We start from the raw sequence: 12,420 nt of genomic DNA on the forward strand, positions 1-12,420 counted from the left end.
GTGTTACGTGGTCTCGGCAAGCAGGCCGGCCTTGGTCACGGGCATTGGCAGGAAACGCGGCAGCGCCTCGATGCGCTTCAACCACGCGCGCAAATGCGGGAACGGTTCGAGCGAGATGCCGCCTTCGGGTGCATGCGCAATGTACGAATAGGCGGCGATGTCCGCGATGGTCGGCGTCTGCCCGACCGCGAACGGTTTGTCGCGAAACTCGGGATCGATGATCGCGAAGAGATCTTCCGCCATCTGCTTGGCTGTCGCGTAATCCTTCGGCGCGCCGAATACCGTGACCAGACGCGCGGCACAGGGGCCATACGCAATCTTTCCCGCCGCCAGCGACAGCCACCGTTGTACCGCCGCCGCACCTACGGGGTCTTCCGGCAGCCACGACGGGTCGCCGTATTTGCGTGCGAGATAGACCAGGATCGCGTTGGAATCGGTCACGACAATATCGCCATCTTCGATCACCGGTACTTCACCGAACGGATTGAGTGCCAGGTGCGCCGGCTTGCGGTTATCGCCGGCTTTCATGTTGAGCTCGATCGTTGTGAACGGCAGATCGAGCAGCGTCAGGAAAAGCTTTGCCCGATGCCCGTGTCCGGACAGCAGGGTGGTATGAAGGCGTATCGGTTGGAGCGGCTTGGGCATGATGGACTCTGAAAGGGTTTGAACCAATGTTTCGATAGAGCGAGCATAGTGCGCCGCACAGGGCATGAGAAGACGGATAATGATGGTTAGACAATCCTCTTAAAGTGGACAATCCCATGACGAGCCTGAGCGCTGTTAACCTCAACCGGCTGGTGGTTTTTGCGGCAGTAGTCGAGGCAGGTTCGCTGACGGCCGCGGCCGACCGTCTTGGTATCGCGAAGACCATGGTCAGTACGCACATGCAGCGTCTCGAGGCCGAGGTCGGGGCGACCCTGCTCATGCGCACCACGCGCCGGGTCAGCGTGACCGAGGCGGGCAGGACGTTCTATGATGCGAGCCGGCAGATCCTGAGCGCGACCGAAGAGGCCATTTCCGCACTGGCGCAGGACTCGGGGGTGTTGCGGGGAACGCTGCGCGTTGCGACGCCTATCGACTATGGAGCGAGCGTGGTGGCGCCCATGCTCGTCGCGCTGCAGCAACGCCATCCGGAACTCAAGGTTGAACTCGTGTCGGCTGACCGTCAGGTGGATCTGGTCGCAGAAGCAGTCGATGTCGCGATCCGGCTCGGGCGGCTGGCGGACTCGAGTCATCGCGCGGTGAAGATCGGCGGCTTCGTCAAATGGCTTGTCGCAAGTCCGGCGTTTGTCGCCCGCTGGGGCAAGCCGACCACACTCGAAGCGGTTGCCAAGTTGCCGTTCGTCGGCATGTCCGCTTTACCGAAGCCGCTGGTTGCACCGCTCGAAAGCACGCGCGGCGGGAAGCGGACTGTGCGCTTCAGTTCAGGATTGCTCGCCGACACCGCGCCTATCTGTCGCGCAGCAACATTGGCCGGCGGCGGCGTGGCGTACCTGACGAATTTCTCGATCGGAGAGGACGTTGCAGCGGGACGGCTGGTGCGCTTGCTGCCGGCGTGGTCATCGCCGCCCGCGGGGATTCACGCGATTTTTCCGTCGGCACGTTATCCGGTGCCGAAGGTGCGTGTGTTTATTGATGCGCTCAAGGCTCATCTCGAGATGAATGGCGGGTAGGCCGATATGCCGTGTGCCGGTTGCGTTCACTACGCGTCGAACCAGAAAGCGCGATCTCGCGCCCGAGTATTAATCTGTTGCGAGAGGGACAGCACATTTTCGTAAGCGTTCTGGCGCTTAAACCGCTCCCGGTCCTGCCCCGATCTTCCAGGCGTAGATGGGTTCTTTCTGGTTGATCGACCAGTCGCCAACGAGTTTCGCCTTGTACACGATCGGGTTATGCGACGAGACCGCGCGGGCATTGCGCCAATGTCGATCAAGCGCCTTGCCGCCGCCAATGGCCGATGCACCCAGCGCATCGAAAAGATGGGTCGAGGCGCGCAACGCAAGTTCCGTCACAACGATCTGTCCTTTCGCCGACTCTATTTCAGCCTCGATATTGAAGCGTTTTTCCGCGTCGATGTCATCGGCAAAATGTGCTTCATAGGCCCGCTGCGCCGGCTCCGTCGCACGCAACGCGATCGCCTCCGCGGCATACGCCCACGCCGCGATTTCCCCGACCACTTGCTGAATCTGAACGTCCTGGCTGACATGCGGCGCATTGCCGTGGCTATAGATGCGCTTGCGCGCACGCACTTCGGCGGCTGCATCGAGTTCAGCCGCTCGCGCGATGCCGGCCAGCGTCGCCAGATGGAACAGTTGATAGAACGCGGTCTGATATTTAAAGCGCCGCGAGAAGTCGATGATATGACCCTGCTCGACCACTGCGTCCTTGAACACCGTGGTGCCGCTGCCCGTGGTGCGCTGACCGAAACCGTCCCAGTCGTCGCTTAACGTCACGCCCGGCTGCTTCGCGGCCACCGCGACAATCACGTCGCTGTCGTCTTCAGCGCGCCGCGCATAGACATCGATCCAGTCCGCGAAAATGCTGCCCGTGCTGTAGTACTTCTCGCCATTCAAGACCCAGCGATCGCCTTGCTTCGCTACCTTGGTGATGACGCTGCCCAGCGCGACGTTGCCAACTTCCGTCCATGCATTGCCAAACAGGTCGCCGCGCACGAAACGTGCAAACCACTGGTCGCGTTCGGCGCTTGGCGGGGCATTGACCAGGTCCTCGACGAAAGCAAAGTGGCCACGCAATGCCTGGGGAAGATTCGAATCGGCGGCACCGAGTTCGATCAGCAAGCGGAACAGTTGTTTGACGGAGACGCCTGCACCACCATGCGATACCGGCACGCGCAGTGCACCGAAGCCTGCTTGCTTAAGCTCGGCAATCTGATCATAGGGCAGGGTCCTGAGTTGGTCGCGCTCGACCGCGCCTGCGGCAATGCGTTCGAAAATCGGCCTGAAGCGGCCGGCGACACTTTCGTAATCCGCTCCAACTGATAGCGCGACAGGCGGAAGTTGTGTCATGCGTAAGATCCCCGGGTCATGTTGATACTGAGTCGAAGGTAATGCTGGCTTGAGCGCGCAGGTTTCTCAATCTAGCCCATCAACCCCACCCGTGTTAGATCGTTTTGCACAATGTTTATCGGCTCCGTACGCATCGCAGACACTGCCCAACAGCATTGCGGCGATACCACTGTTTTAGCATTGAGTTACGTTGCTGCTCTGTCCGGCCGTCATAGGAAAGTAGCCAACTCCTGGTCTTCACTGAAAAAGCGGTTCTACTCGATTATTTAATAGGTAATGCTTAGCATATATTGATTAATCGACTCAGTAACCTTTCAGCGACAGAACCGCCTTGTGTACAGAAAGGATGAGTTTCAAAGGGCCGTGACGGCGTCATGGCCCTCGCGCACGGCCTCGAATTCGCTGCACGAATCGCCCGGTGATATCAACTGATCGTGGCGCCGGCAAAGCCGTGTCTCTCCCACACTCGCTCCGAATCCCGAGCTGAACGACGTCAACCCGGGAATCATTGATTCGAGTACGTGCCGGTCTTGTTCGCAATGCCGGCAAGCGGCGCAGACCGAGCGGGGAGCCCCTGCGCCAAAAAGCCTGGCGGCGCCGTTCATCTTCATTGTCCGAGCGAGGCCCAATACGCCCCGAATACATGCACCGAGAGCAGGTAGCCAATCACCACGTTCACGGCAACACCCGCTGTGAAAGCGATGAAAGGCTTCGCACCCGTCGCGGACAGGCTGCCGAGCCTCGTAGTCAGGCCGATGCTCAGGAAACAGAAGGTGAACGCCCAGGTGCGCAGCGCGGTGATCGGCGCGACGAAGGCGGGCGTCACGACGCTCCGGTATTCAGTCAGGGTGTAATGGCTGCCGATCCACGTAACCAGTGCCGACGCGATCAGGAAGCCGATCACAAACTTGGGAAAGCGCGTCCAGATTTCCCGCGCGGTCGTTTGCGTCTTGACGGCGCCGGGTTCGTCGCGATCCCAGCGCGTGGTAGCGACAATTGCGAGCACAAATGCCCAGATGCCGATCCAGATGTCGCGCCCGACTACCTTCATCAGCGTGAAGGCTTGCAGCGACGCTTCAGGCGCGCCGGCAATCGCGCTTCCGGCATGCTTCGCCAGATCGCCGTATGCCTGCGCGGCGGCAATACCGGCGGCATCCGCGAATTCCGATGTCCCGATCCACGCACCAGCCACCCCGGTCGGCAAGCCGAGCGCACGCGACACGAATGGCAGCGCAAACACCATCACAATTGCCCAGACCACGACGAGCGTAATGGCCACCGATGCTTGTTCGCGCTTTGCCCGCACCGCCCCCGCAATGGCGATAGCCGCCGACACGCCGCACACAGCGCCGCCGACGCCGAGCACAGCCGCAAAACGCTTGTCCAGTCCGAGTGCGCGGCCGACCAGGAAGATGACAAAAAAGGTGACCAGCGACACGACGGTCGCCTGTCCGACTGCAACGGGTCCGGCCCACACGAGCAGCGTGAAGGGCAGCGTGGCGCCGAGCAACACGATACCGACCTTGATATAGAACTCGACGCGCAACGCAGGCACGAGCCATGCCGGAAGCCGCGTCAGGTTCGAGACAATCAGGCCGAGCGCGAGTGCGATCAGCGGCGGTTCGAGGTTGTACGTCGATGAACTGGTCCAGGCCCCGGCGACGAAAATCAGCGTTGAAACCACGAACACGACAAGAAAGCCCGGCACGAACTGCGCAACCCGCTGCCCGAGCGCCGCGACCGCGACGCCGAACAGGATGGCGAAGACGATAAAGAGTGCGATGTAGTTCGGGAGGTGACTTCCCAGGTCAGTTGCCGCCTGGGCACCGCTTGACCACTTGGCGGGCGCGACTGCCAGCCACTTGATGCTCGTGCCTGATGCAAACAGCAAGTACGCGATCACGATGATTGCCAGGCCGATCCAGACTGCCCACCAATCTTCGGTTTTAAAGGGGCCGCTGCTGGACCGGTCGGGCCGGTGTTCGGCTTCGTAAGCTGGTGTGGTTGTGTTTGTGTCGCTCATCATCGCCCCGAAATTGTTATAAAGCCGGTGCGTGCGAGTCCGGACGGTACTCGCTACGTCCACCGGCATGGAGACTGAAGGTATTTGCGTGGTCCGTGGAGGTTCGCCGGATTGCTGCGCTGCGATAGCGGTTCCGTTCCGATCCGTTGCGCGCCGCGATGCATGGAATTCCACGATTGGATTATTGGCAGGCGCGGGTCACTCGCGCCAATATCGATTCGCTATTTCTAAAGCCGAAATTGTGTATTAGGGAGGGTGCTTCGTTCTCCGACCCTTCTCCGACAGAAGCCGCCGGCCATCCCCGGCGGGAACGAGACCCGAACCCTACCCATGCACTTTTTGCCGCGATGCTTCGCTCAGGTGCGCACGCACGAATCCGACGTGTTCGCGAAGCACATAAAAAGCGTCTGCATGCGCGAGCGGCATACGCAAGGTATTCAGTGATTCCTCGATCTGATCGAGTTCCGCTACGAGCGCCTTTCGCTCTTCTTCCGTCGAGCTGGTCAACGCACTGCGTTCTATTGCGATCAGCGCGCCGTAATATCGATAGATCCGCGATCTCACGCGCCACGCATACAACGCCGGGATCAGCCTCAAGGCCGGGATCAGCAGCACAGCGACGGGCAGCAGCAGTACAAGTATCCGGTCTGCAATGCTCGCGAGCCAGAAGGGCAAGATGCGGTAGAGGAAACTCTTCCCCGATTTGTAGTAGCGCGTGGCCTCTTCGCTGATTGGGTATTCGCGGGCGATCGGACTGGGAAATTGCCCGGCGTTTTGCAGCAGCCCCGGCATTCCGTGGACCTCCTGGGCCGCTTCAATGACCAGATCCGATATGGCCGGGTGCAAGTTTTGCCGCGCGAGAATCTCGACGGTCGGGCCGATCAGATGCAAAGTCTGCGGAGGTATCTTTCGGCGGAGATCGAGCACGCCTGGCGGCAGGTCGATTTCGTCCAGATACGGAAAGAGCCGCGTATAGGCGCTTGCTTCCGCGAAATCCATCACTGAAATGCCCGGTATGCCAAGCAACCTCAGCATCAGTCCGCGCGTGGTCGAGTCGCCGTTGAGCATCGCCGCATCAACGGTGCCTGCGACTAGTTGCTTTGCCGCGTCCATGCCGTCGAGCGGCACGAGTTGAGTGTCGCCGCCCGGGGCTACGCCGTTCGCCTCGAGCAGGGCGAGCGACAGCCGGCGAGTGCCGCTGCCCTCGCGGCCTATCGCGATCTTCTTGCCCTCCAGGTCCGACAACTGCGTTAGCCCCTTGCCGCGATAAAACACCACGAGTGGAACATAAAACACGCTCCCGAGCGACATGAGTGACGACCTGGCCGCCGCATCTGACACGCCCCCTTGGACCAGTGCAAGATCGACATGGCTCTTGGGGTCCATCAGTCGTTGCAGGTTCTGCACCGAACCGTCGGATTGGAGCACCTTGAGGGTGACGCCATTGCGCGCCAGGATTTTTTTGTATTCGTCGGCGGTATGCAGGAGCGCACTGTCCACGGGACCTGCGCTGATCGTGATGGTTCTTGGCGGAGCAGGGTCCGCCAGCCACACGATCAGCCCGATCACGACGATAAAAAACAGCGCGAAGGGTGCCGACGTCAGCGAAAGATCGCGCCAGGCCACATGAGAGTGGTCGTGCGGAAAACGCGGCGAATGCGGGCGATGTTGTTTCATGAGACCCCGTGGGAAAAGCCTCACACTTTTAGGAATGACATCAAGCCGTAGTCAGGCAGCGCTCAACTGGAGCAAAGTCTGTGCCTCAAAGAATACCCGCAGCATACCCGCAGGACACGCTCGCCGGGGCAAACCTGACCCGTTGCAGAGTTTATAGGGGAACCCGGGCGTCGAGGGGGAAACGCCTGGCGCTGTCAGGCGTTGGGTGTTCGAACGAATGAGAGGAGCGCCGGACTGAGCCGGCGCGCGGACGACGATTAATCTTCGCCGTCAAGCCGTCCCGCGCCGAAGCGCCGGTAGGCGAGCCGCGCAGCATAGTCCAGCAGGAATCCCAGCGCGCCGATCACCAGGATCACCGCTGTCAATTCGGAGTAGGCCAGCCGGTCGCGGGTATCGAGAACGAGGTAGCCCAGCCCCGCGCTCACGCCCAGCATTTCCGCCGGCACGAGCACGATCCACAAGATGCCGATGGACAAGCGCACGCCGGTCAGAACATGGACGGCAATGCCCGGCACGTACACATGCCACAGCATTTCAAAGCGTGTTGCCGCCAGGCTTTCACCCAGTTGCAGCCAGCGCCGGTCGATCTGCGCAACACCGGCGGCGGTGCTCATCACTAGCGGCCACAGCGCGGCGAAGGTCAACAGGAAGTACACGGCCCGATCGCCCACGCCGAGCGACATCACCGCAATTGGCATCCATGAAAGCGGCGAAATCATGCGCAGGAACTGAAGCGTGGGCGACAACGCCGCATCGAGCCAGCGCAGGCGGCCGATCAGGAATCCGAGCGGCACACCGATCAGCAGCGCCCACGCCAGACCGACGGCAATCCGCCGCAAGCTCGTGACAATGTGCTCGAACAACCGGTCGTCCGTCACAAGCGAGGGCAGCGCGGCAAGGGCGCGTGTGGGCAGGAACTGGGCGGCGAGGCTATTCGGCCCGGCCACGAGCGTCAGCACGAGCCACCAGAGCGCCACCACAGCCACGATACCCGCGAGCCCCGGCCAGGTGCGCCCGAACCATGACCGGCCGCGTGGCGGGCTGCTGGTCCCGGCGGCGGCCTGTTCGCGCGAAGAGGGCAGGCTAGACAACGATGCTCTCCGAACGCGTGAATCCGTCGGGCAGGCCGAAGGTCTTCATGCCGCCAACTGCCGCAATACTGTTCCGGACGAACCGGTCGTCGACGAGATCGCGCGCCACGAACGCCGGATCGAGTTTGGCGAGAAACTGCGCGTTGCCTTCAACCTGCGTGGTCTTCATGCGGCGCACGAGTTCTTCGGTATAGCTCGGGTACGGATACGGCTGGAAGTCGATACGTTTCTCATGCCAGTCCGCATGGACGATGGCCCGATCGGCGAGGTAACGGCCCTCGTCGCCGGGCGGCGGCGCGAGCACGCGTGTCAGCACTTGGGACGTATGCGGCGTGTAGTGGTTCTTGCCTTCCTTCGAAAGAAGCTGCGCCGCTTCCGCCGGATGCTCGCGGGTCCAGACCTGCGCCTTGACAATGGCGTCCACGACCTTCTGCGACCACGCCGCGCGCCCGGTCAGGTCCTGCTCGTGCATGAACACCACGCAGCACGCATGGTTCTTCCAGACATCGCCGGTAAAGCGCAGCACCTTGCCAATATTGAGCCCTTCGGCGGCCGCGTTAAACGGCTCGGCGACGATAAACCCGGCAATCTGTCCGGCCGCCAGCGCGGGTGGCATATCGGACGGCGACATCACGATCAGGTTCACTTCGTTCGGCTTCGGTGCGGAGGTTTTCTTGAGCACCGGAACGAGCCCTTGCGAGCGCAACATGTCCTGCAGCACGACGTTGTGGATGGAGTACCAGAAGGGCACCGCCACCGTCTTGCCGCCGAGGTCCCCGAGTTTGCCGATACCCGGCGCCACCGTAATACCGGACCCGTTCACGTGATTCCACGCGACGACCTTCGCCGGTGCCTGACTGCCGTAGCGCGCCCAGACGGTCATCGGAGAAAGCAGGTGGACGACGTTGACCTGACCCGAGAGGAACGCTTCAACCAGTTGCGCCCAGCTACGCAGGAGCGTGGGTTTCTCGGCGGACACACCAGCCGCCTCGAAGTAGCCGTTATTGTGCGCGACGAGCAGTGGGGTGGCGTCGGTGATAGGCAGGTAACCGATTCGCACCGGCGCATCGGGTTCATTCGCCGCACGCGCGTTCAGCGAGCCGAGCAAAGGCGCAGCGCCCGCGACGGTGAACAGGGAGGCGAGTTTCAACCACTCGCGGCGGGACATCGGAAGCTGGCACATTTGTGATCCTGCGTTTGCTGCATTGTTGGAAAGTGAAGCGGCGTGCCGACCCTGCTTTCAGGGCGCTTTAAGCGATCGTCCTCTCGCGCGACATCGCATCTTGCAGTGCCTGAAGAATCTCGATGCGCAATGCGCCCAGCGCCTGCACTGCGGCAGCGCGCGGCGCGGGCACGCTCACGTGCCATTGCGCGATCAATGAACCCTGGGCGCCCAGCAGCACGATCCGGTCGGACACAAGCAACGCCTCGTCTATATCGTGAGTCACGAGGACCGTGCCCGCGTGCGTGTCCTGCACGACCTTGACGAGCAGGCGCTGCATGTCGGCGCGCGTGACTTCATCGAGTGCGCCGAAGGGTTCATCGAGTAGTAGCGTGCGAGGCTGGCGCGTCAGGCAACGGGCGAGGGCCGTGCGCTGCGCCATGCCGCCGGATAACTGGCGTGGCATGTAGGTACGCGCATGAGCCAGGCCCACTTCATCGAGCGCCGCGCTCACGCGCTCGCGCCGTTGCGCCCGCGAGAGTGCCGGTTGCCGCGAGAAACCCAGGCCGAACCCCACGTTGCGTTCAACCGATAACCACGGCAGCAGGCATGGGTCCTGGAACGCCAGCGCGACGTCGGGACGAGGCCCGTCGAGCGGCGCGCCATCGACGAGAATCTGCCCCGACGTCGGCTTCAGCAGTCCGGCAAGAATGCGCAGCAAGGTCGATTTGCCCGACCCGCTGGGTCCCAGCACCGACACCAGCTCGCCGGACTGAACGCTCAAGTTCACCCTTTGCAGCACGGCGCGTCCGGGATAGGTCAGACCAACGCCGCGCGCTTCAACGAGCGGCCGATGCGTCACCATTGACTGGTTCATGCGGTGTGCGCCTTGCGATGCAATGCAAGCTGGTTTTTAAGCTGCACGAGACTCGGCGTGACGATAGGCACGAAGGCCGCCTCGCGCATGCGGCGCGCGGTGCCGGTCTGACCGCGCAAATAACCGCGGCCTCCGGTCACTTGAACTTCGAGCCCGACAGAGGCCTCTACCACTGCCGCCAATGCGATGCGGATCTCGAACAACGCGGCAGGCGTGGAGACAAACGTGCCGTTGCGCACGCCTTCTTTCAGCCGATGCGTGAGGTCGTCGAGTTCGCGCGCCAACTGCGCGGCTTCGTCCTCTACGGCGGCGCGCGATATCGCGCTCGTTTCGCCAACTGCTGCAAGGCAACGACGTGCAAGGCCGATAGACATACCGCACTGAAGGCCGAGGAAACCCGAGCGCACGCGTGCGAGCCAGGCGGGTGCGTCGGCCGTGATGCGGAACGTGTCGTCCAGTACCGCGTCTTCCACGCGTAGAGCCGCCGTATTGCTCGAACGCAACGCGATCAGGTCAAGGTCAACGCTACGCGTAACGCCTGGGGCATTGTGCGGGATAGCGAAGATGGAGGGCGGTGTGTTGTCGTCTTCTGATGCGTGATCGAATGCCGCTGCGGCGATGAAACCTTCCGGACGCAGGTTGGTGATCCACGGCAAGCTGCCGTCGAGCGTCCATCGATCATGCTCGCCGGCGTGATCGAGCAAGTGCGCTTTCATCTGCAACGGTTCGATGTTCGACAAATATTTCATCGCGTTCGACAGCCCCGTTGCGCCCGCGAGATCACCGCTCAGCAGCCGGTCGAGCCAACGGGTGCGCAACGTCTCGTTCGGACTTTGCAGCAGATATTCGATGAAAGTGCGTTGTCCCCAGAACACGAATGCCGCCGCAAGCGATTGTTCGGCCACCTTCGCGACCGCCTCGATTGCGTCTCCAATCACGCCGCCCGTGCCGCCAAGATGCGCCGGCACACCGGTACGGAACAGACCTGCGCGACCGAGCCGCGGCAGGATCTCGGAAGCAAGGTCTTGCTCTGTGTCGATAGCTTCAGCATGCGTGTCGAGCCACGCTTCAAGTTCGCTCGTGACTGGTCGCATCGCAGAGGTTGTCATGCGGCGTGTGCCTTCGCTTTGGGTTCCCACCGGTAAGCAGCCAGTTCCGGATTGAGTTCGTTTTGCGAGAGGTTGTTGGAGAAGTTGCACAAGGTGGCGAGGCTGACGCCGAGCACGACTTCGAGCGCGTTGGCGTCGGTGAAGCCGGCTGCGCGGAAGGTGTTCAGTTCTTCATCCGATACCCCGCCGCGCGCTGCGATCACGGCACGCGTGAAGACGGCAATTGCGTTGAGGCGGGCATCGTTGATTGGTTGCTGGTCGCGGATTGAGTCCACTACCGGCGCGTCCAATTGTGCCTTCTTCAATGCGACCGCCGTGTGTCCGGCAACGCAAAAACCACAGCCATGGATAGCGGCGGCCGTGATTTGAACGGTTTCGCGCTCGGCGAGTGTCAGGCCGCTACGGGCGTTGATACCTGCCACAGTCAGGTAGGTTTCAAGCGCGGTGGGCGCGTTCGCAAGCGATGCCACCAGATTGGGCAAGAAGCCGTTGTTCGCCAACGCCTTCTCAAGGTAAGGGCGGCTCGCTTCAGGTGCGCTTTCAATGGTTTGCAACGGCAGACGGCTCATGACGGTTCCTCGTAGTCGAAGGGGTATTGTCTATTGTCACTGGGCCGAGTGCTTTCGGCAATGCGCGTGCGTCTGGGATTGATGCTTATTCGTCTCAGGTTTTTTTGCTCGCGCCGGTGGACGGGGTTGTCAGGTTCTGGGGTTGGTGGTCGGGGTCTATGCTGGGGTGGTGCTTTTGGGGTTAGTGGTCGGGGTCAGTGCCGGGTTGGTGCTTTCGGCCGTGGTGGTCTGCGAGAGTCGGATTTTCTCTTTATCACTATTAGCCACTGTGCGTGGCGGCACGTCATTTCTTTGTCCAAAGCGACAAAGAAACGAAGCAAAGAAAACGCTTTCAACCACGCTACCCTAAGTGTCCACAGCGTGCAGTTTTGATTCATAGGTGCCCCAAAAGCACGGTGCTCGCCAGAACCACGGATGTGTGAACCCCTCCTTCTCGCGAATCCTGACACGAACACGCTTCGCCCCCAACGCTCTCGGGCAAGCACGCGTTGCCAAGGGACGAGCACGGCCTCACGCGTTCTGCATGCTTCGTTTCTTGCCGGGGTTAGCGGCTTGGTCTACGCGGTTGTCTTCGTGGATCAGAGCTTGATGCCTAGCAGCTCGATGCGTGTTTAGTGCTTCAGTTTTTGGTGAACTGACTGCGTGCTTACACGGCTATTTTCGTCGGTTCGGTCTTACATATTTTGGGGCTATATTACTTGGTAGGTTGGCGACGAGGTCCGAGGCGCGTCCACATTGGAGGGAGGTTATCCGCGGATAGCGCGGGGTGCTCCTCGGGCAGATTCAATCACTGGTGGCGAAGCGTGTGGGTATCGGTGTTCGGAGAAGGAGGGTTTCACACATCCTCCGCTCTGGCGAGCACCGTGCTTTTGGGGCACCTATGAAT

At 61.5% G+C, this 12,420-nt stretch carries 10 protein-coding genes; 1 reads left to right on the forward strand and 9 read right to left on the reverse strand.

The genetic code is table 11. From position 1 onward, the window contains the following. Window positions 1–3: 3 nt before the first annotated feature. A complete protein-coding gene (locus ACSQ36_RS37540) occupies window positions 4–645 on the reverse strand; it encodes a glutathione S-transferase family protein (RefSeq protein ID WP_213765935.1) in 642 nt (213 codons plus the stop codon). Between the two features lie 116 nt (window positions 646–761). On the opposite strand from ACSQ36_RS37540, the gene ACSQ36_RS37545 reads away from it, so the two are divergent. Next, window positions 762–1,673 carry a LysR family transcriptional regulator gene (locus ACSQ36_RS37545; RefSeq protein WP_436186024.1) on the forward strand — a complete coding sequence of 304 codons (912 nt, stop codon included), beginning with the start codon at window positions 762–764 and terminating at the stop codon, window positions 1,671–1,673. Window positions 1,674–1,790: 117 nt separating this feature from the next. Here ACSQ36_RS37545 and ACSQ36_RS37550 read toward each other — a convergent pair whose 3' ends face one another. The 8 genes from ACSQ36_RS37550 to ACSQ36_RS37585 form a co-directional block, all read right to left on the reverse strand. Next, window positions 1,791–3,026, reverse strand: a complete 1,236-nt coding sequence (locus tag ACSQ36_RS37550; RefSeq protein WP_436186025.1) for an acyl-CoA dehydrogenase family protein — start codon at window positions 3,024–3,026, stop codon at window positions 1,791–1,793. Window positions 3,027–3,633: 607 nt separating this feature from the next. Next, a complete protein-coding gene (locus tag ACSQ36_RS37555) occupies window positions 3,634–5,049 on the reverse strand; it encodes a YeiH family protein (protein ID WP_436186026.1) in 1,416 nt (471 codons plus the stop codon). Window positions 5,050–5,373: 324 nt separating this feature from the next. After that, window positions 5,374–6,726 (reverse strand): TAXI family TRAP transporter solute-binding subunit, encoded by a 1,353-nt coding sequence (locus ACSQ36_RS37560; protein ID WP_436186027.1) that lies wholly within the window; start codon window positions 6,724–6,726, stop codon window positions 5,374–5,376. 257 nt (window positions 6,727–6,983) lie between these two features. Beyond that, on the reverse strand, window positions 6,984–7,817 hold the full coding sequence (locus tag ACSQ36_RS37565; protein WP_436186028.1) for an ABC transporter permease: 834 nt from the start codon (window positions 7,815–7,817) through the stop codon (window positions 6,984–6,986). Next, complete coding sequence (locus ACSQ36_RS37570) at window positions 7,810–9,000, reverse strand: ABC transporter substrate-binding protein (RefSeq protein ID WP_436186029.1); 1,191 nt, start codon at window positions 8,998–9,000, stop codon at window positions 7,810–7,812. Before ACSQ36_RS37570 ends, ACSQ36_RS37565 begins: the two co-directional genes overlap by 8 nt. Before the next feature lie 67 nt (window positions 9,001–9,067). Further along, on the reverse strand, window positions 9,068–9,856 hold the full coding sequence (locus ACSQ36_RS37575) for an ABC transporter ATP-binding protein (RefSeq protein WP_436186030.1): 789 nt from the start codon (window positions 9,854–9,856) through the stop codon (window positions 9,068–9,070). Further along, complete coding sequence (locus ACSQ36_RS37580; protein WP_436186031.1) at window positions 9,853–10,965, reverse strand: acyl-CoA dehydrogenase family protein; 1,113 nt, start codon at window positions 10,963–10,965, stop codon at window positions 9,853–9,855. The genes ACSQ36_RS37575 and ACSQ36_RS37580 overlap by 4 nt, the downstream gene beginning before the upstream one ends. Next, window positions 10,962–11,534 carry a carboxymuconolactone decarboxylase family protein gene (locus tag ACSQ36_RS37585; RefSeq protein WP_436186032.1) on the reverse strand — a complete coding sequence of 191 codons (573 nt, stop codon included), beginning with the start codon at window positions 11,532–11,534 and terminating at the stop codon, window positions 10,962–10,964. The genes ACSQ36_RS37580 and ACSQ36_RS37585 overlap by 4 nt, the downstream gene beginning before the upstream one ends. Window positions 11,535–12,420: the final 886 nt, after the last annotated feature.

Source organism: Caballeronia sp. LjRoot34 (assembly GCF_964253815.1).
In the GTDB taxonomy this organism is placed as follows: Bacteria; Pseudomonadota; Gammaproteobacteria; order Burkholderiales; family Burkholderiaceae; genus Caballeronia.

What these genes read in the sequence shown, in the direction of transcription:
- ACSQ36_RS37540 (WP_213765935.1), bottom strand. Translation starts at nt 645, where the DNA reads ATGCCCAAGCCGCTCCAACCGATACGCCTTCATACCACCCTGCTGTCC.
- ACSQ36_RS37545 (WP_436186024.1), top strand. Translation starts at nt 762, where the DNA reads ATGACGAGCCTGAGCGCTGTTAACCTCAACCGGCTGGTGGTTTTTGCG.
- ACSQ36_RS37550 (WP_436186025.1), bottom strand. Translation starts at nt 3,026, where the DNA reads ATGACACAACTTCCGCCTGTCGCGCTATCAGTTGGAGCGGATTACGAA.
- ACSQ36_RS37555 (WP_436186026.1), bottom strand. Translation starts at nt 5,049, where the DNA reads ATGAGCGACACAAACACAACCACACCAGCTTACGAAGCCGAACACCGG.
- ACSQ36_RS37560 (WP_436186027.1), bottom strand. Translation starts at nt 6,726, where the DNA reads ATGAAACAACATCGCCCGCATTCGCCGCGTTTTCCGCACGACCACTCT.
- ACSQ36_RS37570 (WP_436186029.1), bottom strand. Translation starts at nt 9,000, where the DNA reads ATGTGCCAGCTTCCGATGTCCCGCCGCGAGTGGTTGAAACTCGCCTCC.
- ACSQ36_RS37575 (WP_436186030.1), bottom strand. Translation starts at nt 9,856, where the DNA reads ATGAACCAGTCAATGGTGACGCATCGGCCGCTCGTTGAAGCGCGCGGC.
- ACSQ36_RS37580 (WP_436186031.1), bottom strand. Translation starts at nt 10,965, where the DNA reads ATGACAACCTCTGCGATGCGACCAGTCACGAGCGAACTTGAAGCGTGG.
- ACSQ36_RS37585 (WP_436186032.1), bottom strand. Translation starts at nt 11,534, where the DNA reads ATGAGCCGTCTGCCGTTGCAAACCATTGAAAGCGCACCTGAAGCGAGC.